Origin of the sequence: Clostridium sp. C2-6-12 (assembly GCF_009928485.1) — a bacterium.
Lineage (GTDB): Bacteria > Bacillota > Clostridia > Clostridiales > Clostridiaceae > Clostridium.
The window spans coordinates 19,024-43,344 of sequence record NZ_JAABNP010000034.1 but is presented as its reverse complement, the minus strand read 5'-3'; the positions used below and the strand labels follow the sequence as shown (position 1 = coordinate 43,344).

Sequence of the window (24,321 nt, the reverse complement as noted above, 5' to 3'; positions counted from 1 at the left end):
TAAGTAAAGAGATATATAAATGCAAAGTGATTTTTTTGATTAAAAATTCTAAACTATAGTAGTATGATTGGTTATTTTATTAATTATTATTAATAAACCATTATCTACAAGTCAATGGTTTTGCATTTTTCAAAACATAAATAATATTCTGCAAAAACTTGGATTCTAATTAGATTAACAATTCTATACTTTAAATATGTTTACATAATTGCTTATATATGAGATATTAAGATTAATAAGAGCACTATGAAAGGAGAAATTATGGAAGAGGGCAAAACAATTCCAAAGTCAATAGATGAATATATATCACAATTTCCAGCTAATATTCAAGATATTCTTAAAATGTTAAGAAAAGTTATAAAAGAAACAGCACCAGCTGCTCAGGAAAAAATAAGTTATCAAATGCCTACTTTTTACTTACATGGGAATTTGGTTCATTTTGCTGCTTTTGAAAACCATATAGGATTTTATCCAACACCAAGTGCTATTGAATCATTTAAAAATGAATTATCACAATTTAAAGGCGGAAAAGGTTCAGTGCAATTTCCAATAAAAGAACCGATGCCTTATGAATTAATTATAGAGATAGTTAAATTTAGGGTTACTGAGAATATGAAAAAAGCAGAAGAAAAATCTAAAAAGAAGAGATAGTTGGATTTAACATATAAATAATAAAAAGATGCATAATAAAATGTGAGAGTAAGAATATAATCAAAGGAACGTGATAACATATATGCATCAATATATCAACAACTAAAAATAAATTTTCTTTTGAGTAGAATTTTTTTACGTTCTTCTGGAGAGTATTTATTTTTTATATAGTGGTGCAATTATGACAAAATATCATTAGGGTAAAAATATGAAGAAAACATTATATGACTATAAAGATATAATAAAAGAATTGCCAATAAAAGATAAATATAACAAAGACGAGATTTTAACAAATAATTTTTTAATAGAAAAAGAGAAAGATATAGAAATATATTATTCACCTCATAATGAGTATATAAATTCAAAGGCTAAGGTATTTATAGTTGGTATAACTCCTGGTTTTCAACAAATGAGTACTGCTATTTCTGCTGCGAGAAAGGGCTTTGAAGATTCAAAGAATATTGAAGAAATACAATATAAATGTAAGGAAGCTGCTCGCTTTGGTGGCAGCCTGAGAAATAATCTTATTAATATGCTTGATGAAATAGAACTTAATAAATATTTATATATAAATAGTAGTCAAGAATTATTCAAGGAAAAGGATTATTTGCTGCATACTGTATCGCTTATACCATATGCTGTTTTTGTTAAGGGAAAAAATTACTCAGGTCATACTCCAAAGCTTATTAAAAGTGAATTTTTAATGAAATATGTTTATGAGAATTTTATTGATGAGTTGAAAAAGTTGGAGAATGCGGATAACATTCTAATAGTACCTTTAGGAAGAGCTGTGGAAGAAGTACTATATATGTTGTATAAAAATAATATTATAAGTGAAAATCAAATCTTAAAAGGATTTCCACATCCTTCTGGAGCTAATGTAAACAGAATACAGCAGTTAGAAGAAAATAAGGAAGAGATGAAGAAAATTATAAAGAATAATTTAGATTAATTAAAACTACAAAGGAAGAAAAGTGATAATATGAGATTAGATAAATTTTTAGCAGAATCAGCTGTTGGAACAAGAAAAAAGGTTAGGAATTATATAAAAGATGGTATGGTTAAGGTAAATGGACATTTTATAACAGAGCCTGCAATGGAAATTAGCGCAAATCAAGATGTTATTGAATATCTTGATAAAAAAGTTGATTACTTTGGGAAAGTATACTATATGTTTCATAAACCAGCTGGTTGCATTACAGCTAGAACAGATGAATCAAATAAAACTGTATTTGATTATTTTAATGATGTCAATATGAATGGAATATTTCATGTTGGCAGATTAGACAAAGACACAGAGGGATTACTGCTTTTTACTAACGATGGTGGATTTGAACATCATTTAATGCACCCTAAAAAGCATGTAGAAAAAACATATTATTTTTGGGCATTAGGATCTTTAGATATTGAGGATAGGAAGCAATTAGAAGAAGGAGTATATATAGGTAAAGGTGAAATTTTAACAAAACCTGCTAAAATAAAAGTACATAAATATGGCAGTTATAATGAATTTAAAGATGAAATAGATATTGAAAGTTTAAATAATATAGATTCAAGTCAATACGATCAGCCTGTTGTTTCTGGGTACCTGACTATTTCAGAAGGTCGAAAACATCAAGTGAAGCGTATGCTAAAAGCAGTTGACTGCTTAGTAGTATATTTAAAAAGGGTTTCTATAGGGGGCTTAGCTTTAGATGAATCTCTTAAAAAAGGTGAATATCGCTTTTTGACACAAGAAGAAATTAATATTCTAATTGAATAGCAATTTTAATAGGATGTTAAGGGTTTAGTAAATTATTACTAAGAAATATACATAAATTAAATATTGCATATTTCTTGCAAATAATTTAACAAAAATTAAACTAACTAAATATATATATATTGTTGAATAGGTAATAGCTAATTTTTCTAAAGATATAAGCTATTTAGAATGGAGTTTAATTCTAATATTGCATATGAGCTTTACAATTGTTGAAGAAAGCATTATTCCAAAAGCAATAGCACCGCCAATGGCTAATGTTAATATTCCTCTGCTTAAAGCAGCATTGAAGCTTGATTGAACTATTGCAATTATAGTACTATAAGCAGTAATTCCTGGAACTAGGGGAAAAATTCCTGGAACATAAAACATTGAAGCAGGAGTTTTAATTATTCTAGCCATAAATTCACTATAAAGATTGACTACAAATGCTCCGAAAAATGAACCTATAACTTCACTTCCCAATAGAGTAAAAGTAAGGCTATATACAATCCAGCCAAGTGCACCAGCTAGTCCACACCATATGATTTTCTTTCTATCTATATTAAATAATATAACAGGGAATACACTCCCTAAAAAAGATAATATAGTCATTTTAATTAGCATAATAATTATATTCCTTTCATTCCAATAAATAATGAGGTACCAATTCCAACACCAACGGCTATAATAACAATCATAGCTTCAGAAAATTTTGCTATTCCTGCAGAAAAATCACCATATAAAATATCTTTAATACCATTAGTTAATACAACTCCAGGGAGTAAAATCATGATTGCTCCTGTAATTACGTTATGATAATTGATAACTGGGAATAAAAAGTGAGAAAAAATACTTAAACCACCAATTAAAAGTCCAGCTAAAAAAAATTCGAGGAACTGAAAAAAACCAAGCCTTGAAACTTGTTCAAATAGGATATATGTAATAAAACAAATTAGAAAAGATATAAACCCATCCACTAAAGCACCATTAAAAAAAAATGTATAAATAAGACCAGTCATGCAAGCAGCTAAAGTCCTTACTTTTAATGTAAAGTTTGGAGCTTTTTCTATCTCGTTTAATATTTTTTTTGCTTCCGGATAAGTTAATATTTCTTTTTGAATTTTCCTTGAAAAAGAATTAATAAGTTCGATTCTGTATAAATCTACATGCTTATCTTTTACCTTTTTCATAGAGGTAATTTTTTCACCACTGAAATCTTCTATCAATAGTAAAATTCCATTAGACATTGCTATGCATTCACCATCATAGTCATATGCCTTACATATTTTAGATACTGTCTCTTCTATTCTGTAATTTTCAGCTCCATTTGAAAGTAATATTTCTCCAGCAGTAAGAGCAATATCGATTACATTTTTTACGTCCATATAGTCTCCTTCAATTATGTTAAATGATTTTGTAAATTTAATATTAATAAATAAAAATTAAAAACAACAGTCTAATTATAGCACATAGAATAAAAAATATTAATTCTAATTATTAATTAAATGGAATGATGATTTATATAAAATAAGATTGGATATTAATAATATATATTATTAATTATGAGAAAGCTTTTAGAATTTAGTAAATAATATTTAATTTGAATTTAATTCTATTTTATTTTTTAATTAGAAATATTATGTTAAACTTATAATAAATAGTAGAAGCGAAAAATATCATAATTGCATTCTTATAGTTATACATTTATATCCTATTATGTTGAAAGATTAAATCTTCAATATATGATCAATTATTATATTATGGCATAGTGATTAACTAAAAAGACTATGTAAGGAGAGATATGCGTCTTTTTTAGTTAAAAGATAATGTAAAATTATATTTCGACTTTATGTATAAATTTAAGAAACGGGAGGAAGTAATATTATGAACTTATTTAAAAAAGCGCCTTGTGATGAAGCAATTTGTATAATTAAAAATGTAGAAGACAGACTTTCTGGAAAAGAAGTTAAAAATCCAAAGGTAGATTACCCTATCCACAAAACATTATTTAAACATTTTGATAGACTATTAGAAAGTGAAAAGAAAATGTCAATAAGTTCTAAAAAAATGTTAAATAGTATATCTGTATTAAGTGATTTTGATGTTAAAACAACATATTCTTCTAATAAATTAATTAATTTTGCAAAGGATATGTCAACAGTAAGTGAGTCAAATCTTGCTATTGTAGAGGAAATTACTGCAAGTATGAATCAAGTTAATAATTCAATAAATGTAACTTCAAGCACTATGAATCAGTTAGCAGAATCCTCTAAAGTTTTGGTTAAAAAGAATGATGAAAGTATGAAACAGTTAAATGAAGTTAAAGTATTAAAGGAAAACGTAATAGAAGACATAACCAATATGAATGAACAAATAAAGCAATTAGTTGATATGGCAGAAAAAGTAAATGAAATAGTAAATGGAGTTGAAGAAATTGCTGAACAAACTAATTTATTAGCTCTAAATGCGTCCATAGAAGCAGCACGCGCAGGTGAATATGGAAAAGGTTTTGCAGTAGTGGCGGAAGAAATTAGAAAGTTAGCTGATAGTACTAAAACAAATTTAGACGATATGAGAGTTTTTGTAAATAGTATGCATAATGCTGCTACCGGTGGAAAAGAAAATATGGATCATACAATGAATTCTACTAAGAACATGAATTCAAAATTGGAGGTAATACATGATACAATTAATGAAAATGTATCATTATTAAAAGAAACTATAAGTGATGTTGATCAAATATCAGAAGCAATGGATGGAATAAAAGAAGCAACAAAGCAAATAAATATGGCTATGGACTCATCTGCCAAAGATGCAGAAAAATTAAATTATATGACACAGGAAATTCATGCAGATGCAATGCAAAGTGCAGAAAATGCTAAACAAATATCTAAAATTGATACAGAACTTAGTGAGATTGTAAGAGAAATGACATCAGCATTAAACGGAGGAATAAATGCAATATCTAATGAAGAATTGATAAATAATTTAATAAAAGCAAAAGAAGCTCATAATAACTGGATGATAAACTTAAAACGAATTGTAGATGAAATGAAAATATATCCTATTCAAACAAACTCAAAGAAATGTGCTTTTGGTCATTTTTATAATTCTATTAATCTAGATCATTCTGATATTAAGGAAGTATGGACGAGTATTGATAAAGTACACCATGAGTTACATAACATGGGTGTAAACGTAATTGAAGCTGTAAATAATGAAGATAAATCTTTGGCAAATAATTTGTATATACAAACAGAAAAATTATCAAAATCAATTTTTGAATATATAGAAAATGCTATTAAATCTATTGAAAAGAATTCTAGTCAAGGAATAGATGTATTGAGAACAGATGTGAATTATTAACAAGAAATAAAACAATTGAATTTTTATATTGAAAACCATTTAATTAAGCAATTTTTCTTCAAAGCTTAATTGATGGTTTTATTTTAGTATTATTTATTTTAACTTTAATGTAACAACAAGATTTATATAAAAAGAAAAGATGGAAAAATGTATAAATATTATTTATAATGTATTTATTGGTAGAAGTTTCCGAATAGGGGTGAGAGTTATGAGGAAAATAGGCTCTGATGATATGAATAAAAAATTAAAAGAAAAATTTTTTGGTAAATTCTTAAGGAAATCTATTTGGAAAGAAAATGATAAAACAAAGGGGCAAGCTTTTAAAATAGCGCTTATATATTTTATTATAGGAAGTTTATGGATTCTATTATCAGATAAATTACTTGAAGTATTAGTAAGCAATCCAGATGCAAGAACAATAATTGCTATTGTAAAAGGGTGGGTTTATGTTTTAATAACTGCTATAATGATTTACATTCTTATCTATAATGAAATTAGGGAAGTTAATAACTCAAAAGAAAAAATACAGGATATAAATGCAATATTAAAAGAAGAAATTTATGAGAAAACACAAATTGAAAATGAATTAAATAAAGAAAAAGTTTTTATGGAGGCAATATTTAATAGCATTCCAGGCTTAGTTTTTTTATATGATGATAAAAATAATTTAGTTAGATGGAATAAAAAGCATAGTGAAATGACAGGTTTTTCTAATGATGAACTTAAATCCATGAATTTTATGGATTGGCATAAAGATAACCAGATAAATCAAGAAAAAGTATTAAAAATCATTGAAGTAGTAACCGAAACAGGTTATGGAGAAATTGAAATAGAGTTGCCATTAAAAGATGGAAGTAAAATGCCTATGTTCTTTACCATAAGTTCAGTTAAAATTGAAAATGAATTATATTTTACAGGAATAGGACTTGATATAACTCAAAGGAATCAATTAATAGAAAGACTTGAGAAATATAAAATCTTAGCTGAAAATGCTAATGATGCCATGTTATTTGTTGATAAAGAAGGAAATATTCTTGAAGTTAACGATGCAGCAATAAGAATATATGGATATTCCTTTGAGGATTTTACACGAATGAGCGTATTTGATTTGAGAAATGTTAAAAAAGATACAAAAGTAATAGAGCAAATGGAAGAAGCAGATGCATCTGGAATAATTTTTGAGACTATACATTACTTAAGGGATGGTACACCAATACCTGTTGAGGTGAGTTCACAAGGCACATCAATAGGAGACAGAAGAATTTTACTTAGTATTGTTAGGAATATATCTGATCGTAAAAAGTCAGAAAATGAAATATTATATTTAAGTTATCATGATCAGCTTACGGGTTTGTATAATAGAAGATTTTATGAAGAAGAAATAAGACGAATAAATACTGAAAATAATATTCCAATATCTTTAATTATTGCAGATGTTAATGGTCTAAAACTTACCAATGATGCATTTGGACATAAAGCTGGAGACATTCTCCTTAAAAATGTTTCTAACATCTTAAAAATAGGATGCCCTCCAAATGGAGTTATAAGTAGAATTGGTGGAGATGAGTTTGTTATCTTACTTCCTAATACAAGTGAAAATAAAACAGAGGGAATTATAAAGAGGATAAAATCAGCTATCGTAGAAGATAAATCAGACAATATTGTTTTATCTATTTCAATGGGTGCCTCTATTAAAAAAAATAAGTTTGAAGACATAGATGAAATATTTAAAAAAGCAGAAGCAAATATGTATAGAGATAAGCTTATAGAGAGTCCAGTTATGAGAAGAAAAACAATTGACTTAATTATGAATTCTATATATAGAAGGAGTAGTGTAGAAGCAGTTCATGGAAAAAAAGTAAGTGAAATATGTAGAGCAATTGCAGAAGTGCTTAAATTTGAAAATGAACGAGTAGAACAAGTTGAATTAGCTGGCCGTCTGCATGATATAGGGAAAATATCTATTAACGAAAGCATAATTAATAAACCAGGAAGTTTGAATGAAGATGAATGGCAGGAAGTCAGGAGGCATTCAGAAGTAGGGTATCAAATATTGCGTTCGGTAAGTGAATTCTCTAATATAGCAAATTTTGTTTTAGAGCATCATGAAAGACCAGATGGAAAAGGCTATCCAAAGGGGTTAAAGGGAGAAGAAATATCTATTGAAGGAAGGATTATAGCAGTTGCCGATGCATATGTGTCCATGATATCAGATAAGGTTTATAGTAAAGCTTTAAGTAAAGAAAACGCCGTAGATGAATTGAAAAAGTATTCGGGAAGCCAGTTTGATCCTGAAATTGTTAAAGTATTAGTAGAACAGTTAATTTAATAATTTTCTAAAAACCATATGCATATAATAGCAGTTTTTTATATGAATATGGTTTTCATTTATATTATTGTTTGTATATAATTGGATATTAATGTAAAATTTATATTAAGATAGAATAAATTTGTTGAAAAGTATGGTAATTTAGTATAAAATGTAAATGGATATTGTTATTAAAAGGTATAAAAAGGGGGAGTATTATGGGGAAATTTGGCTTTAAAATATTGAGAATGATGTTAATAATTTTATCGTCTATTGCAATAATATTAATTTCAGTTAATTTTATTATGTTTGAAAAATTTGAAACAGACATAAAAGACTCAGCAACTCAATGTGTAATAAAATTAGATAAGGCCATCGATTCAAAGGATATTGAAAAAATTGTAAAAGAGAAATCAAAAGATAGTGAAGAATACAAAAGAGTTATAAATTCAATGGTTTCAGCCAAATCAGAAAGTATTGCCAGAAATTTTTATATACTCATAAGAACAGAGGGGAAAGAAGCTAAATTTTTGCTAGATGTTTCAGTAGACGCATCAGATTTTTTAGAGGATTATACCATGGATGGTGAAATGGAAAAAGCTTTTAACGGAAATGTTACTGTAAGTGATGAATCTGTAACGGATGGATATGGAACATATATTACTGCCTGCTCGCCTATTAAAAATTCAGCAGGAGAAGTTATAGCAATTTCAGGAGTAGATATAGATACAAGCATGTTTGAAAATATTAGAAGTGACTTAACTAAGATAATAATTATTACAATTGCTATCTTAAGTATTATTTCTGTAATTATGGCTTATATATTTTCAAATAAAGTTAGTTCAAATATTATGAAAATTCAATATGCTTTAGGAAAAATGAAAGATTGTGACTTTACTTTTGATATTGAGTTAAAAACAAAGGACGAATTAGAAGATATAGGAATATCAATAAATAAAGTTAAGAATTCTTTAAAAGGATTAATTGGAAATGTAGTAGTAGTAGCTAAAGATATTGATAATGTAATTGAAACAGTGAATACAAAAATGAAAGGTTTAAATATTGATATTGAAGAAGTCTCTATAAATGCAGAGAATTTATCTGCAAGTATTGAGGAAACAGCTGCTTCTGCTGAAGAAATGGCAGGGTGTTCACAAGAAATTGGAAGTGCAGTGAATTCGTTTGCGGAAAAATCACATGGAATTTCAGATAAAGCAAAAGTAATAAGTGAAAAAGCTAAAAATATTTTGAGAATTTCAGAAGTTAATCAAAAGGAAACAGAAAAAATGTTTCTAGAAACTGATAATAAACTTAAAAAATCTATAAAAAATGCCAAAGCTGTAGCACAAATCAATGTATTATCAGATTCAATACTTGAAATAACATCTCAAACAAATTTATTGGCACTTAATGCAGCAATAGAAGCTGCAAGAGCAGGTGAAGCAGGAAAAGGATTTAGTGTTGTAGCTGATGAAATACGGAAACTTGCAGAAGAATCAAGTGAAACTATAACTAAAATACAAAATGTAACAAGTGTTATAGTTATGTCAGTTGAAGAATTAGCTGAAAACTCTCAAAAAATGCTTGATTTTATTGAAAATAAGGTTCTAAAGGATTATGAAACTTTAATAGATATAAGTCATCAATATAATAAAGATGCTTTATACTTTAAGGATTTTTCTTTAGAATTTAATAATGTTTCTGAAGATTTGATATTTTCAGTGGACAATATGATAAAGACAATAGATGGCGTTGCTGGAGCAGCTACAGAAGGTGCAACAGAAACTGCTGCTATTGCTAATAGAGTATCAGATGTAAATGGTAAATCTGGGGATATCTTTGAAGAGACTTCAAAAGCTAAAGTAAGTTCAGAAAAATTAAAAGAAGATATATCTAAATTTGTGATTTAGATATAGAAAATGAGTACAGAATAAATGTTATGGTTAAATTATATTGTTTAACTATGGCATTTATTTTATTGTTTCAAAAATACATTTAAGACAATAAGATAAATATAATAAATTTTTGTGATTTTATATAGATGTTTAAATGCAATTTTTTATGGTAAGATATAATTATGAAATATTGAAATAAGGTGAATAAAATGATTTTTTCTTTAAATAATGAAACTTTAATTGAAGATTCAATTGATAATGTTAGTTTAAATGGCTCTAGATCTTTTGTATCTGTGATTAACTTTGAACAATTACAAGCTATGGCTGATAAGCTTTATATAAATGATAAGATTCTTTTTGAATGTTTGAATGGAAGAACATCAAAATTCGAAAGTTATGAAGGATTTGATTATATATCTCTTAAAATTCCTAAAGTTGATAATTTATTAAGTCCATCTAAAAAAATATGCGTATTTTTTACGCAAAATCTTCTTGTATTTATATGCGATGATAATAATTTAATAAACGAAGTGCTTTCCAAAATTATATCTGCTGAAATTAAATGTACAAATCTTAGTAAATTGCTATATATTTTTTTTGATAAACTTACTTTAGAGGATACATATCATATTGAAAATATTGAACAAGAGATTACAAAGCTTGAAGAAGGATTAATAACTTCAAAAGAAGATAACTATTTAAATAAAATAATTATACTTAGAAAAAAATTATTAAAATTAAAACGCTACTATGAAAGGCTTATTAATATTGCAGAACTAATAGAGGAAAATGATAATAAACTTGTTGATAAAAAAACAATAAAATACTTTAGAATGTTTACTAATAGAACTAATAGATTGTATCAAGCTGTAAATAATTTAAGAGATTACGTTACGCAAGTGAGAGAGGCATATCAAGCGCAAGTAGACATAAATCAAAATACATTGATGAAGTTATTTACGGTTGTAACAACAATTTTCTTACCACTTACTCTTATTGTAGGTTGGTATGGAATGAATTTTAATATGCCTGAGTACAATTTTAAATATGGTTATCCTATTATTATCATAACTTGTATTACTATTGTTATAGTCTGCATTGGGTGGTTTAAGAAAAATAAATGGCTTTAGTATAGAAAAATTGAAGCACAGAATTAATATAGAATAGGTTTTGAAAATGAAAAAGCAAAGCTAAAATAGTTTTAAATTTAAAGAGAGATATTTTCAATTTGAAAATATCTCTCTTTAATACTTTAGATTCATTATGATATTCTTGAAGCTAAGGAAGACTATAGAATAAAGAATGAAGCTCCAATTATTGTATATACAGCAAGGAGCTGTACTCCTTCAAGCCAGTTTGACTCACCATCATTTGATACTCTATTGGCTATTAATACTGCAACAATAAGAGCAATTAATTCAAATTCATTAAATTCAATGCTCATTGGAGTAAATAATAAGCTCAAGAATATTAGAACAGGAGTGACAAATAATATTATTTGTAAGCTTGAACCTATTGCAATTTCTAAAGCTACATCCATTTTATTTTTCATAGCCATTACAATACCAGTACTATGTTCAGCAGCATTACCTATTATAGGAATTAATATTATACCAACAAAAAATTCACTAAGGCCTAAGCTTTTAGTTATAGGTTCTATTCCGCTTACTAAAAATTCACTTTCTATTGCTATTAACACAGTAGCTACAACTAAGACTAATATTGACTTTTTTAAAGACCATTTAGCAGTACCTTCTTCATCTTCTTCAGCGTTAACAGAATATATATGCTTATGAGTAAAAAATGAAAATACTAAACTTAAAATATATATTGCAATCATTATTATAGCAACAAATATACTTAAACCTTCATACCGTGTATTTAGTAATGATGGATCTACTGTGTGAGTAAACAATGCTGGAATACATAAACCAACAACTGCAAAAAGCAGCATGCTTGAAGAGACTTCAACCACCTGTTTGTTAAAGGTTTGGGTTTTGTATTTTAATCCACCAGCAAGCATACTGGCACCAAGTACTAGTAATACATTACCGATTACAGCACCAGCTATGGAGGACTTTACTACTTCAAAAAGACCTTCTTTAAGTGCAAAAAATGATATTATAAGTTCTGTAGCATTACCAAAAGTACCATTTAAAAATCCACCAATTTTGGGACCAGAGTAAAATGAGATTTCTTCAGTTCCTTCACCCATAAGACCTGCCAGTGGAATTATTGATAAAGCGGCAAGTACAAACATTATGGATGGCGATGCATGCATAAATTCAGCTATAAAACTTATAGGAACGAATATTAGCATGTATTTTAATATTTTCATAAAATATTAACCTCCTTATGAATTAAATAAAGTAAATTAGTGACTCTTATAGATTATTATAACATTAAATATAAAGCAAGTAGTTAAGAATTAAATCTACAAAACTAGTTCAAACGTGTTTAGTTTAAATAATTTGCACAACGAGTTATATTAAGTAGTATTAGCTATAAAAACATATTTATAAAGTATTTTTAGATTTTAATTTATATGGTATATTATAATAGTGGAAAAGTTTTGAAGGAGGAATTAGAATGTCAGTAAAAATGTTGCATACATGTATAAGAGTTAAAGATTTAGAAGAATCATTAAATTTCTATAGAGATGCTCTTGGGCTTATTGAAACAAGAAGAAAGGATTTCCCAAAGCATAAGTTTACTCTTGTTTATTTATCCAATGAAATAAATGGATATGAAATTGAACTTACATATAATTATGATATAGAAAAACCATATGAAATAGGCAATGGGTTCAGTCACACAGCTATTGGCGTAGAAGACTTGGAAGAAATGAGACAAAAGCATATGAACCTTGGATATGAAGTTACAGATTTAAAAGGCTTACCAGGTGAAAAGCCAAAATATTATTTTGTAACTGATCCAGATGGCTATAAAGTTGAAGTTATACGATGTGAATAATATAAGTATGCTGTTTCAAAATTTAAAGCTTTTGAAACAGCTTTTTCTATAAGACTAGAGAGAATTTATTATGACATAATAAAGGATGTGAAATTAATGAGTAAGAAGAAAGATTTTTATCTATTTTTAGGGGCAGGAATTGTAGTTGTTCCACTTATAATATGTGGGGTTGCTTTATTTCTATATAATAAAGCACATAGACCTGAATATAAATTGACAGAGTATGTAAATTTAATTAATTCCAAAGACTATGAAAAAATGTATGAGCTAATTGATGAGGATATAAAGAATAAAGTTACTAAGGAAGATTTTGTTGCTAGAAATAAAAATATATATGAAGGTATTAAAGCAAGTGATGTAAAAATAGAAGTTAAAAAAGTTGACAATAAAACCAATGAAGCCATAATAGACTATGATACTACCATGAATACATTAAGTGGAGAATTAAAGTTTTCTAATTCAGTGAGCATGACTAGAAAATTAGGTAAGGAGTATACTTTAATTTGGAACTCTAAAGCAATATTCCCAGAATTAAATGATACTGATAAGGTTAGAGTGAAAACTTTAAAAGCCAAAAGAGGAGATATAATTGACAGAAAAGGTGTAAAGCTTGCAACTGATTCATTTTCATCTAATGTAGGAATAGTTCCTAGAAATTTAGGAGATAACAAAGATAAGTCAATTTCAGAAATTGCCAAGTTATTAGAGGTTTCAGTTGATTATATAAATAAGCAGCTAAGTGCAACATATGTAAAACCAGATATGTTTATTCCTATAAAGGCTATTCCTTATGGCGATGATAGAATCTCAAGTCTTGTTAATATTCCAGGAGTTCAAGTTAACGATAAGGATGCAAGAATATACCCACTAGGAGTAAAAGCAGCCCATTTAACAGGGTATATACAAACCATAAATGCTGAAGAACTTGAAAAGCAAAATGACAAAGAATACAATGAAAATTCATTAATTGGCAAAGCAGGGTTAGAGAAAAAATATGAAGAATCATTAAGAGCTATTGATGGATCTGAAATATTTATTCAAAGTAAAGAAGGCGAAAAGAAAACTTCACTAATTACTAAAGAACCTAAAGATGGTACAGATTTAAAATTAACAATTGATAGTAGTATGCAAAGTTTATTATATGATCAGCTAGAAAAAGATAAGGGATTATCAGTAGCTATGAATCCTAATACTGGCGAAGTTTTAGCATTGGTAAGCACTCCAGCATATAATCCTAATGATTTTATTTTGGGCATGTCAAATGACAAATGGAATTTATTAAATAATGATCCCAATAAGCCAATGTATAATAGATTTCAAGGTACAGCTACACCAGGATCTTCTTTTAAGCCAATTACAGCAGCAATAGGAGTTGATACAAAAAAAATAGATCCCAATGTGGACAAGAAAATTACAGGACTTAGCTGGAAGAAGAACGGTAGCTGGGGTAATTATTCAGTAACAAGAGTAAGTGACTATGGAAGCCCTTCTAATTTAGCTAATGCCCTTATTTACTCAGATAATATTTATTTTGCACAAGCTGCATTAGATATAGGTAAAGATATATTTAAAGATAAATTAAACAGCTTTGGATTTTCAGATAAGATTCCGTTTGAATTTCCTCTATATAATTCACAGTTTTCTAGTGATAAAAATTTTAAAACTGAAGTTCAATTAGCTGATAGTGGATATGGACAAGGAGAAATATTATTAAATCCTGTTCATTTAGCAGCATTATATACTATGTTTGAAAATGAAGGAAACATTTTAACTCCTTATATAGAATATAAGCAAAATCCTGAAATAAAAATATGGAAGCCAAATGCTGTTTCAAAAGAAGCTGCCAATATAGTGCTTCAGGATTTAGTACAAGTAGTAGAAAATCAAAATGGAACTGGGCATCAGGCATTTACTAATGGACTAACTATTGCAGGAAAAACAGGAACAGCAGAAATAAAAGTGTCTCAGGATGATACAAAAGGAACTGAACTTGGATGGTTTGTTGGAATGACTACAAATAAGGATAAAAACAATTTGTTAGTAGTTATGATGGCAGAAGATGTTAAGGATAGGGGAGGAAGTCACTATGTTGTTCCAAAAGTAAAAAAAGCATTGGAAACAGTGAAGTAAATAATTAAAAATTTTCTAAAGTTGAAGGAAATAAATTAATGCTTTGTAAAGAACCATGAACAGCTGATTATATTGCAGTATGTTCATGGTTTTATTTTTAGCAAAACTTTTTAAGTTTTAAGAAATAAAAATATAATAAAGTTAAAATATGTTGTGTTTTATTTGTATTTTGTTTTAATGTAGATATTGTTATTTATCAAAATTTCTTTCGAAAATTTCCATCTTTTCTTCGTGTTTAAAGTCTTCTAAAGAATTTATATTAAGTTTTTCTAGAACATTATCTAGAATTTTACTGTGAACAGGTACTTTTATAGTTGAAGCATAAGCAAATTTATCAGCAGCGTTCTTACCTTCGTCTGTAGGAATTATGGCTTTAGGTCCACCAACACATCCACCTTTGCAGCCCATTCCTTCAAGAAAATTTGCATCAATATTTCCTTTTAGGGCGTTTTCAAGGAGTTCTTTGCATTCAGGAATTCCAGAAGCTTTAGCAGCCTTAAATAGCTCAGCTTTATCAGGGAATAGTTCTTCTATTGTTTCAGAAACTGCAATTGAAACACCACCACTTCTAGCATAAAGTCTACCGCCTCTTGAGGCGTATTCAATAGAAGGTATTCCTTTTAACTTTTGAGGATCAATATTTAAAGCTTTAAATATTTCGTATACTTCTTGAAAAGTTAAAACAAAATCTACAGCATCATTTAAATCTTTGTCTTTAGCTTCAGCTTTTTTTGCTATACATGGACCGATAAAAACTACTTTTGCATCTTTATTTAACTTTTTTACAATTCGAGCAGCAGCAACCATAGGAGATACAGAAGGAGACAAATCAGGCACAAGATCTTTATAAACTTTTCTAAGCATTCCAATCCAAATAGGGCAGCAGCAGGATGTTATCATCAAGTCCTTAGGTCCATGAACATGTTTATCAAATTCAACAGCTTCTTTAATAGTTAGAACATCGGCAGCAAAAGCAACTTCAATCATATCTGTAAAACCAACTTTAATAAATGCTTCTCTTAATTGATCTAAAGTTACATTATCTCCAAACTGCCCGCTAATGGCTGGAGCAACGGCAGCTATAACAGTTTCATTATTTTTAATTAAATCTGCAACTGGAATAAAATATACGTTATCTAAAATAAGTCCATCTTTGCAGGAATCTACACATAAACCGCAGTTAAAGCATAGATTAGAATCTATAAAAGTTGATTTTTTATTTGGATCATAAACAATAGCATCAAAAGGACACGATGCTTGACAATTATATTTATTATTTTCACCTGGGGAACAATCCTTAGAACAATCTTTAATTTTTCGTATTAATTTATTATGAACTTCATGTTCAGTTATAGCTTTTTTTAAGTTATATATATAATTATTATCAAACTTAATATTAACGCCACATAAGGAAGTAATTATAGAGAATGTTTCCTGAGGTGATTTTTTGTGGCAGACCATAATACGTGAAAGTGTTTCATCAAAATTACCATCATAGTAGGATTTAATCAATTCTTCAAATAAGTCATTATATTTATTATTCATTACGACACCTCTCATCTATAAGAATAAGTACAAATATATTATGTATTTATTTCTTAAGAAAAATACTTATATTTAAATAAAATTAAAATTTCGAATTGAATATTTGAAGAATCTTTGGAGATTATTACAAAAAAGTAATCATTAATCTATACAAAAATTAAAAAGTTATTAATTAATATAAAATAGAAGGAAAATAATATAGACATATAGAATAAAAGGTTTATAATAAATGTAAACGTATAAAAGATGAAAAATAGCAGATTATTTGTTTTTATAAATTAAATTGGGGAGAGGATATAAGATGTTTTTATATATATTAAATATACTAAATGATGGAATGAAAAAAAATAAGAGTGTATGTGAACGTTCTAGTTTTCAAATTATAAATGATACTAATTATATTTCACATCTTGCAGGAATAAAGCGAAGTTTTGATATTAAGATTATTACGGATAAAATCATGGATATATTCGATGTTTTAATTAGCTATAATTTAACCAGACAGGATATTGTGGGGATTTTTCATAAGCTTATAGGAAATAAGCATTATAGCTGGATATTAGAATATTTTTATAATAGTGAAAATAATATTAAAGAGCAATTAGAATCAATGTTAAATTCTATTATAATTAATATTGTAGAAAATATATATGCGAGAAGGGCAGCAGAGTGTTTAGGAAAAGCCGTTTGAAATTAATAATATAGCTTAATATGAAAAAGGAGCACCTAAGATTATAGGATGCTCCTTTATTATTGTAAAATTAATTATGCTTTGTTCACTGAACCAAATAGTTCCATTTTTTCTTTAACTGTAGCTTTGATAGCTTCGAATCCAGGATTTAATAACTTTCTTGGGTCAAATCCTTTTCCTTCTAAATCTTTTCCAGCTTCTATATATTTTCTAGTAGCTTCTTGGAATGATAATTGACATTCAGTGTTAACATTGATTTTAGCAACTCCTAGTGAGATAGCTTTTTTGATCATATCTTCAGGAATTCCTGTACCACCATGTAATACTAATGGCATTTTAGTTCCAACAGCTTCTTCAATTTTAGCTAATGCATCGAAATCTAATCCAGTCCAGTTTGCAGGGTATTTACCGTGAATATTTCCGATACCAGCAGCTAACATTGTAACTCCAAGTTCAGCAATTAATTTACATTCTGCTGGGTCAGCAACTTCACCTTTACCTACAACTCCATCTTCTTCTCCACCGATTGAACCTACTTCTGCTTCTAAAGAAAGACCTTTAGCTTCAGTTATAGCAACTAATTCTTTAGTCTTTTCGATGTTTTCTGCTATTGGATAGTGAGATCCATCGAACATGATTGAAGAGAATCCAGCTTCGATACAAGCTTTAGCTCCTTCATAACTACCGTGGTCTAAGTGTAATGCAACTGGTACAGTGATTTTTAATTCTTCGATCATTGCTGTAACCATAGCAGCAACAGTTTTATATCCAGTCATATACTTTCCAGCACCTTCAGATACACCTAAGATAACTGGTGAATTGTTTTCTTGTGCAGTTAATAATACAGCTTTAGTCCATTCTAAGTTGTTTATATTGAATTGACCAACTGCATATTTTCCTTCTCTAGCTTTGTTTAACATTTCTTTAGCTGATGTTAACATTATTACGACCTCCGTATACTTGTAAATTTGTTTTAAAGTCTTTTTACTTTAAAATAATAAAAGATAAATTGATAAATTTATATCAATTTCCTTTTCATGTTTTATTATACTCTAAAAATCACTTTATGAAAACAGAAAAATGAAAATTCTGCATATTGTAATCGTATATGCACCAAAAATTTTTATAAATTAAACAGTGGATAAATTAACTTATTGAAGTTTCTATATGTATATTATGTAATATGATGTTTATTTACAAATATGTGGAAGATAGAAAACGTTAAAAATAATTGACATGTATATATATTGGTGATAAAATAAAATTTTGCAAAAATGATTAATAAATGATATACTTAAATAACGGCTATTAATTAAGGAGGTCATTATTTGTTTAATATAGGAGATAAAATTGTATATCCAAGTCAAGGTATAGGGGTAATTGACGATATCGAAGAAAAAGAATTTAAAGGTGAGAAGCAAGCTTATTATACTATAACATTATATAATAATAATATGAAATTAACGCTTCCATTTAGTAGAATAGAAACATCTAACATGAGATTAGTAAGTGATTCAAAAACTTTAGATAGTCGATTGAAGCAAATTAATAAGTTTTTAGTTGATGCAGAAGAACTTGAAAAAATTAATTTTAAAGAAAGAAAAACTACAAATGAACTAAAAATAAAATCTGGAGCTTTAGATGATTATCTTGAAGTAATTTGTAATCTTACCCAAGTAAAAATGGAACATAATTTGAATTCAAGTGAAAAACAAATGTTAGCTACTGCAAAGAAAATCTTAATAGAAGAAATATCTCAATCAAAAAATATTTCCAGTGACGAAGCTTCTGATTTATTGGACATTTCTATGTCATTTTCAAATTAAATTTAAAAACTGTGAAATAATGCTTGCTATTTTGTTGAAAACTGTTATACTAAGATAGTAAGTCAAATAAAAAAGGTTTTTTATAGATATGTAAATTTCTCCTTTAGAGAATTATATGAATCAATATATTAATCTTTAATTAAGAAGGAGGAACTTTATATGAACGATAAAACTTTAGTATGCAGAGATTGTGGAGATGAATTTGTTTTCACAGTAGGAGAACAAGAATTCTACCAAGAAAAAGGATTCACTAATGAACCTACAAGATGTATAGCTTGTAGAAGAATTAAAAAAGAACAAAATAACAGAAGATAGTTTTGTATATTTCGAGAGTCATAATTTTTATGGCTCTTTTTTTATTTAAAAGCAGAAGCACATATTGAAAGATAGAAATTTATTATTGTGGATTAAAAATACAGATTAAATAAGGTTGAATAATTCAATGAATTAATATATTATGAAAAACATGAGTAATTACAAATTTTATAAGTCTGTAATTATCAAAATGAATAGGAGGAATCAAATTATGATTTGTGGAAACATAACAATTGAAAAAAATTATTCTAGTATTAATAAAAATTTTATAAAGGCATTTGAATTTTTGAAAAATAATAATTTAAAGGAATTATCAATTGGAAAGCATGAAATTGAAGGTGAAAAGATATTTGCACTTGTACAAGAATACAATACTGAAAAAGAAGAAGAAAAGAAGTGGGAATCTCATGAAAAATATATAGATATTCAATTAATTGTTGAAGGTCAAGAAGTAATGGGATATGCTCCGATTAGTTATTTGAATAAAGAAGAAGATTTAAGACCAGAAAAAGATATGATTTTTTATGAAGAAACATCAAAGGGTTCAAATATAAAATTTATTAATGATGAATATGCTATCTTTTTTCCAGAAGATGCACATAAACCAGGTTGTGCGTTAAATGAATGCTCTAAAGTAAGAAAAATAGTTGTAAAGGTTGCGTGTGAATAAAGCATTAATACATTTTAATAGGAAGTTTTATATAGGGATATCTGAACACGTGTGCAGATATCCCTATACTATAATTAATTGAAAAATTACAATTCTAAATGCCAATTATCATTTCCACATAATATATTTGATATTACATATTTTTCAGCTTCTTCTGCAGTTAAAATATGTGCCCAGGAAATCCTTGTTTTATCTGAAGCACCAGGTCCATAACTTTTATATTCAACATAATTTGTTTCTTTTTCCGCATTTGGCTTGTTCCAGCTATGCCAGCCCTCTTTTCGAATATGTTCATCCATATAACAATTTATATAGGCAGTTTTTGCATAATCCCTCCAGGGTCTTCCTAAGTAAACGCTGTTGGCTTTAGCATTACTAGTTAATTTACAGTCTATAAATACATATCCAAATTCTTTGCCCTCTACAGTAGATGCAGCTGTTATGTATCCATTAATATCGCAATTTTTATTTTTAGAGAATATTTCACATTTATTAAATACAGCTGTTGCAGAGCCAAATATAAAGTCAATATCTCCTTCAATATAACATTCATCGTAATATTGTCTCCCAACAATCCTTTCTTTTCCATCCATAGGACCACCAAAATTAATTCCTTCTATTGGCTTTGGTGGAAGAGGACCAGTAAATATAGTATCTTGATTACCTAAGAAGCTGCAATTTTTAAATTTAGCTCTATCACCTTCAACATAAACAGCTATGGCCTGTCCAACTATTTCTCCAGCCCCAGCAGAGTTTTCAAAAGTTATATTCCTAGCTGTGAAGTTATCAGCTTCTATAAAAATAGTGTAGGAATTAAAAGTTCTATACACTTCACCAGAAGGAAATAATTTTTTTGCATAGTCATCATAAGTTAATATTGTTTTGTTTTTATCTTCACCAATTAAGGTTATAAAAGGCTTTAATACAGAAGTTTTTTCTTTATATACACCATTTTTTATGTATATTTCAATTTCACTAGTGTTATTTTCTGGTATAGAGTCAAGTGCATCTTGGACAGTCATAAAATGACCACTTCCATCCTTTGATACGATAATCATTTTTTTCCCTTCTTTCTTAATAAGTTATCTAGCAAGTAAGTACTTTAATTATTATTTGATAGTATAAAAGAGTTTAATGATTATTAAACATGACATTTATACTTAAAAGTTTTTAGAATCAAATATTTATTTGTACTCATTATTAACATTATACTATAAGAACTATGTAGAGGTACTAAAAATGTATAATAAAGGATGAAATTATTTAAAATGGTATATAACAGAGAAATATATTATAATACAAAAAAATATACAAGTTTAAATGAAATTAAGCAAAGAATACAACTAATAGATAAAAAAAGAGAAAGAACATGATATTGTTATATTAGATAGGATTAAGAACGTATTAGTAAAATATAATTGAATTTTGTTATAGATTTACAAAATAATAACAAGTATGTTATGTGCTAATAAGATATACAATATACGTATTTAGAGCTTTTTTATTAAACAAATTATTGAATATATAATTATTATTTGATAAATACTTATATTATTGACTTGCTTATTAATAAAATATAAAATTTAATTAAGATATATTGTATATTATTCAGCTCAAAAGTGAATTTAATTAAAGTTGTTTTATATGTCGAAATGGAGGTGTATATATGTTTGAAGTTATTAAAAGAAAAATCTCCTCTGCATTAAATTTTGAGTCAGAAAATAATTTAATATATGAAAATGTAAAGATATGCTTAATATACTTGATAATTGGTTTTGTATGGATTTTATTTTCAGATAGAATTGCAAATAGCATTGCAAAGAACAATGAAATGCTTCTTAAGATAAATACTTATAAGGGGTGGTTATATGTCATTATAACTTCAATTATATTATATTTATTGACTAAATCTTTCATAAACAAAGTAGAAGCCGCAGAAAAAAAATTACAAGAAAGCTATGAAGAATTGACAGCTGCGAATGAAGAACTTCAAGCATATGTTCAGCAACTAACTGCTTCTGAGCAGGAATTACGAAATCATTATGACAAAGTTATAGAAAGTGAAGAAAAATATAAGAGCCTTGTAAATGAAATGAACCAAGGATTAGCTATATATGAAGCTATTCCTAATGAAAAAGGTGAGTTTACAGACTATAAATTTATATATGCCAATAAAGGTCATGAAGAAATGACAGGATTAAAAAATGAAGGACTAGCAGATAGGTTGGTTTCAGAAATTTTTCCTAGCATAGAAGCTGATATACTTGATAAGTTTTCAGAAGTTGTAAAGACAGGAAAACCCTATGGTTATGAAAACCATCTGTCAGAAACTGAAAGGGATTATGCGGTAATAGCATATAGACCAAAGCAAGGGCAACTTGCAGTTATTGTAACTGATATTACTGAAAAAAAGAAGGCAGAGGATGCATTGAGAACTAGTGAATATAACTTTAGAAATATATTTGAAGCATCTTCGGATGGAATTCTTATAGTTAGTAATTATGAGGTGATTGATTGCAATTTAGCTTTAGTAGACTTGTTTGGATACGATTCTAAGGCCAACATACTAGGAAAAACTCTAATTGAATTATCTCCGACTAAACAGCCAGATGGTGAATTATCAGAAGAAAAAATATCAAAAATATATAATGATGTAGCCCGAAATGGAAATTATAAATATGAATGGTGGTATAAAAGAATTGATGGCAAGATATTACCAGTTGAAATTGTAATGACTAATATACTTCTTAATGGAAGAATTGTTTTTCATTCATTGTGGAGAGATATTAGTGAAAGAAAGCAAATGGAAAGAAAAATGGAATACTTGAGTTATCATGATCAATTGACTGGCTTATATAATAGAAGATTTTTTGAAGAAGAGTTATTACGATTAGATGTAAAAAGAAATTTACCTTTGACTATTATAATGGCAGATGTAAATGGATTAAAGCTTGTTAATGATTCTTTTGGACATACTGTTGGAGATAATTTGTTAATAAAAGTAGCTGAAGTTATGACTTCTGGGTGTAGATGTGATGATGTTATTGCAAGGCTTGGTGGAGATGAATTTGTCATATTACTTCCAAAAACAGATAAGCATGAAGCAGGAGAAATTGTTAAGCGTATTAAAGAAAGAGCTTTAAATCAAAAAGTTGAATCAGTAGAAATATCAATATCTTTTGGATTTGAAACTAAGAAATCAAGTACAGAGAAAATTGACGATATTTTGAAAAAAGCTGATGATCACATGTATGAAAATAAATTATTAGAAAGTCAAAGTATGAGATGGAAAACCATTAATGCTATTATTGCAACATTAAATGGGAAAGATAAAAGAGAAGAACAAGGTTATTATAATATTTCAAACTATTGCAAAAGCTTAGGAATGGCGGTAGGCTTATCAAAGGAAGATCTTAATGAACTTAAATCGATAAGTTTATTAAGAGATATAGGAAAGATTTCTATTGATGAAAAAATATTTAGTAAACCAGGAAAACTAACTGAAGAAGAATGGGAAGAAGTAAGACGGCATCCAGAAATAGGGTACAGAATACTTTGTACTGTAACATCCATGACACAAATAGCAGAATATGTACTAGCTCATCATGAAAGGTGGGATGGAACTGGATATCCAAAGGGATTAAGAGGAGAAGAAATACCTCTCAAGTCAAGAATTCTTGCAATTGCAGATTCATATAATGCAATGCTTAGTGAACGAAGTTTTCGCAGTCCATTAACAGAAGAAGAGGCATTAGAAGAATTGAAGATAAATGCAGGAAGTCAATTCGATCCAACACTAGTTAAGGTCTTTGTTGAAGAAGTTTTAAATAAATCTTTTAATTAAAATATATAATAATATTTTATACTAAGAGACATCCATTGAGCATAAAATATTTATAATATTACAATGGATGTTTTTTAGTTGCTTTTTTAGAATAATTTGAATTATTTGAAACAAAGTGACAGAAATATTTCGTGATAATGAAATATATAGAAAAAAATCTGTCTTTTTTCAGATAAATGTATTGTATTTTGTAAACGTTGTGTTATAATATAAATAAGAAGAAAGTAATACTTCTTCTTAGCAAATTCTAACCCTAACTTAATTAAATGATATAAAAAATAAAGTTTAATTGAGGAAAGTTAAAAAAGCCAAAAGCCAAAAGCCAAAAGCCAAAAGCCAAAAGCCAAAAGCCAAAAGCCAAAAGCC

The 24,321-nt window shown here is 27.7% G+C and carries 20 protein-coding genes; 14 read left to right on the top strand and 6 right to left on the bottom strand.

The window, feature by feature from the left end; genetic code table 11:
- Positions 1-261 precede the first annotated feature (261 nt).
- The 3 genes from GXK56_RS21965 (at position 262) to GXK56_RS21955 (ending at position 2,413) form a co-directional block, all read left to right on the top strand.
- Positions 262-651, top strand: a complete 390-nt coding sequence (locus GXK56_RS21965; RefSeq protein WP_160691461.1) for a DUF1801 domain-containing protein — start codon at positions 262-264, stop codon at positions 649-651.
- A gap of 208 nt (positions 652-859) precedes the next feature.
- Positions 860-1,603, top strand: coding sequence for a hypothetical protein (locus GXK56_RS21960; RefSeq protein WP_160691459.1), 744 nt, complete (start codon positions 860-862; stop codon positions 1,601-1,603).
- A gap of 30 nt (positions 1,604-1,633) precedes the next feature.
- The gene (locus GXK56_RS21955; protein ID WP_160691457.1) at positions 1,634-2,413 is read left to right on the top strand and encodes a pseudouridine synthase; all 780 of its coding nucleotides are present in this window, start codon (positions 1,634-1,636) and stop codon (positions 2,411-2,413) included.
- Between the two features lie 159 nt (positions 2,414-2,572).
- Here GXK56_RS21955 and GXK56_RS21950 read toward each other — a convergent pair whose 3' ends face one another.
- Both GXK56_RS21950 and GXK56_RS21945 read right to left on the bottom strand, forming a co-directional pair.
- Positions 2,573-3,016 carry a threonine/serine exporter family protein gene (locus tag GXK56_RS21950; RefSeq protein WP_160691455.1) on the bottom strand — a complete coding sequence of 148 codons (444 nt, stop codon included), beginning with the start codon at positions 3,014-3,016 and terminating at the stop codon, positions 2,573-2,575.
- A 5-nt stretch (positions 3,017-3,021) separates the two neighbouring features.
- Positions 3,022-3,777: a threonine/serine exporter family protein gene (locus GXK56_RS21945; protein ID WP_160691453.1), complete on the bottom strand. Its 756-nt coding sequence runs from the start codon at positions 3,775-3,777 to the stop codon at positions 3,022-3,024.
- 499 nt (positions 3,778-4,276) lie between these two features.
- Between GXK56_RS21945 and GXK56_RS21940 the strand changes: the two genes are divergently transcribed.
- From GXK56_RS21940 to GXK56_RS21925, 4 genes are all read left to right on the top strand, one after another.
- Entirely contained in the window at positions 4,277-5,758 is a 1,482-nt protein-coding gene (locus GXK56_RS21940; RefSeq protein ID WP_160691451.1) for a methyl-accepting chemotaxis protein, read from the top strand.
- A gap of 208 nt (positions 5,759-5,966) precedes the next feature.
- Entirely contained in the window at positions 5,967-8,087 is a 2,121-nt protein-coding gene (locus tag GXK56_RS21935; protein WP_243156220.1) for an HD domain-containing phosphohydrolase, read from the top strand.
- A gap of 197 nt (positions 8,088-8,284) precedes the next feature.
- Entirely contained in the window at positions 8,285-9,976 is a 1,692-nt protein-coding gene (locus tag GXK56_RS21930) for a methyl-accepting chemotaxis protein (protein WP_160691449.1), read from the top strand.
- A 194-nt stretch (positions 9,977-10,170) separates the two neighbouring features.
- Entirely contained in the window at positions 10,171-11,091 is a 921-nt protein-coding gene (locus GXK56_RS21925) for a CorA family divalent cation transporter (RefSeq protein WP_160691447.1), read from the top strand.
- A 158-nt stretch (positions 11,092-11,249) separates the two neighbouring features.
- Here the strand turns inward: GXK56_RS21925 and cax are convergent, their stop codons facing one another.
- A complete protein-coding gene (cax, locus tag GXK56_RS21920; RefSeq protein WP_160691445.1) occupies positions 11,250-12,299 on the bottom strand; it encodes a calcium/proton exchanger in 1,050 nt (349 codons plus the stop codon).
- A gap of 251 nt (positions 12,300-12,550) precedes the next feature.
- Here cax and GXK56_RS21915 point away from each other — a divergent pair, with 251 nt between their 5' ends.
- Together GXK56_RS21915 and GXK56_RS21910 are read left to right on the top strand one after the other, a co-directional pair.
- Positions 12,551-12,934, top strand: a complete 384-nt coding sequence (locus GXK56_RS21915) for a VOC family protein (RefSeq protein ID WP_160691443.1) — start codon at positions 12,551-12,553, stop codon at positions 12,932-12,934.
- A 96-nt stretch (positions 12,935-13,030) separates the two neighbouring features.
- Entirely contained in the window at positions 13,031-15,064 is a 2,034-nt protein-coding gene (locus GXK56_RS21910) for a penicillin-binding transpeptidase domain-containing protein (protein ID WP_160691441.1), read from the top strand.
- Between the two features lie 189 nt (positions 15,065-15,253).
- Here GXK56_RS21910 and GXK56_RS21905 read toward each other — a convergent pair whose 3' ends face one another.
- On the bottom strand, positions 15,254-16,609 hold the full coding sequence (locus GXK56_RS21905; RefSeq protein WP_160691439.1) for a [Fe-Fe] hydrogenase large subunit C-terminal domain-containing protein: 1,356 nt from the start codon (positions 16,607-16,609) through the stop codon (positions 15,254-15,256).
- Between the two features lie 301 nt (positions 16,610-16,910).
- Between GXK56_RS21905 and GXK56_RS21900 the strand changes: the two genes are divergently transcribed.
- Positions 16,911-17,300 (top strand): hypothetical protein, encoded by a 390-nt coding sequence (locus GXK56_RS21900; RefSeq protein ID WP_160691437.1) that lies wholly within the window; start codon positions 16,911-16,913, stop codon positions 17,298-17,300.
- Between the two features lie 74 nt (positions 17,301-17,374).
- On the opposite strand, the gene fba is transcribed toward GXK56_RS21900, so the two are convergent.
- Complete coding sequence (gene fba / locus GXK56_RS21895; RefSeq protein ID WP_160691435.1) at positions 17,375-18,241, bottom strand: class II fructose-1,6-bisphosphate aldolase; 867 nt, start codon at positions 18,239-18,241, stop codon at positions 17,375-17,377.
- Positions 18,242-18,628: 387 nt separating this feature from the next.
- Here fba and GXK56_RS21890 point away from each other — a divergent pair, with 387 nt between their 5' ends.
- The 3 genes from GXK56_RS21890 (at position 18,629) to GXK56_RS21880 (ending at position 20,111) form a co-directional block, all read left to right on the top strand.
- Positions 18,629-19,126 (top strand): CarD family transcriptional regulator, encoded by a 498-nt coding sequence (locus GXK56_RS21890; RefSeq protein ID WP_160691433.1) that lies wholly within the window; start codon positions 18,629-18,631, stop codon positions 19,124-19,126.
- Between the two features lie 159 nt (positions 19,127-19,285).
- On the top strand, positions 19,286-19,441 hold the full coding sequence (locus GXK56_RS21885; RefSeq protein WP_160691431.1) for a zinc-ribbon domain-containing protein: 156 nt from the start codon (positions 19,286-19,288) through the stop codon (positions 19,439-19,441).
- Positions 19,442-19,652: 211 nt separating this feature from the next.
- Positions 19,653-20,111, top strand: coding sequence for a YhcH/YjgK/YiaL family protein (locus tag GXK56_RS21880; protein ID WP_160691429.1), 459 nt, complete (start codon positions 19,653-19,655; stop codon positions 20,109-20,111).
- Between the two features lie 86 nt (positions 20,112-20,197).
- On the opposite strand, the gene GXK56_RS21875 is transcribed toward GXK56_RS21880, so the two are convergent.
- Positions 20,198-21,169: a pectinesterase family protein gene (locus GXK56_RS21875; protein WP_160691427.1), complete on the bottom strand. Its 972-nt coding sequence runs from the start codon at positions 21,167-21,169 to the stop codon at positions 20,198-20,200.
- A 608-nt stretch (positions 21,170-21,777) separates the two neighbouring features.
- On the opposite strand from GXK56_RS21875, the gene GXK56_RS21870 reads away from it, so the two are divergent.
- Positions 21,778-23,955, top strand: coding sequence for an HD domain-containing phosphohydrolase (locus GXK56_RS21870; protein WP_160691425.1), 2,178 nt, complete (start codon positions 21,778-21,780; stop codon positions 23,953-23,955).
- Positions 23,956-24,321 lie beyond the last annotated feature (366 nt).

Coding starts and splice junctions, on each gene's coding strand:
- GXK56_RS21965 (WP_160691461.1), top strand. CDS start 262: ATGGAAGAGGGCAAAACAATTCCAAAGTCAATAGATGAATATATATCA.
- GXK56_RS21960 (WP_160691459.1), top strand. CDS start 860: ATGAAGAAAACATTATATGACTATAAAGATATAATAAAAGAATTGCCA.
- GXK56_RS21955 (WP_160691457.1), top strand. CDS start 1,634: ATGAGATTAGATAAATTTTTAGCAGAATCAGCTGTTGGAACAAGAAAA.
- GXK56_RS21950 (WP_160691455.1), bottom strand. CDS start 3,016: ATGCTAATTAAAATGACTATATTATCTTTTTTAGGGAGTGTATTCCCT.
- GXK56_RS21945 (WP_160691453.1), bottom strand. CDS start 3,777: ATGGACGTAAAAAATGTAATCGATATTGCTCTTACTGCTGGAGAAATA.
- GXK56_RS21940 (WP_160691451.1), top strand. CDS start 4,277: ATGAACTTATTTAAAAAAGCGCCTTGTGATGAAGCAATTTGTATAATT.
- GXK56_RS21935 (WP_243156220.1), top strand. CDS start 5,967: ATGAGGAAAATAGGCTCTGATGATATGAATAAAAAATTAAAAGAAAAA.
- GXK56_RS21930 (WP_160691449.1), top strand. CDS start 8,285: ATGGGGAAATTTGGCTTTAAAATATTGAGAATGATGTTAATAATTTTA.
- GXK56_RS21925 (WP_160691447.1), top strand. CDS start 10,171: ATGATTTTTTCTTTAAATAATGAAACTTTAATTGAAGATTCAATTGAT.
- cax (WP_160691445.1), bottom strand. CDS start 12,299: ATGAAAATATTAAAATACATGCTAATATTCGTTCCTATAAGTTTTATA.
- GXK56_RS21915 (WP_160691443.1), top strand. CDS start 12,551: ATGTCAGTAAAAATGTTGCATACATGTATAAGAGTTAAAGATTTAGAA.
- GXK56_RS21910 (WP_160691441.1), top strand. CDS start 13,031: ATGAGTAAGAAGAAAGATTTTTATCTATTTTTAGGGGCAGGAATTGTA.
- GXK56_RS21905 (WP_160691439.1), bottom strand. CDS start 16,609: ATGAATAATAAATATAATGACTTATTTGAAGAATTGATTAAATCCTAC.
- GXK56_RS21900 (WP_160691437.1), top strand. CDS start 16,911: ATGTTTTTATATATATTAAATATACTAAATGATGGAATGAAAAAAAAT.
- fba (WP_160691435.1), bottom strand. CDS start 18,241: ATGTTAACATCAGCTAAAGAAATGTTAAACAAAGCTAGAGAAGGAAAA.
- GXK56_RS21885 (WP_160691431.1), top strand. CDS start 19,286: ATGAACGATAAAACTTTAGTATGCAGAGATTGTGGAGATGAATTTGTT.
- GXK56_RS21880 (WP_160691429.1), top strand. CDS start 19,653: ATGATTTGTGGAAACATAACAATTGAAAAAAATTATTCTAGTATTAAT.
- GXK56_RS21875 (WP_160691427.1), bottom strand. CDS start 21,169: ATGATTATCGTATCAAAGGATGGAAGTGGTCATTTTATGACTGTCCAA.
- GXK56_RS21870 (WP_160691425.1), top strand. CDS start 21,778: ATGTTTGAAGTTATTAAAAGAAAAATCTCCTCTGCATTAAATTTTGAG.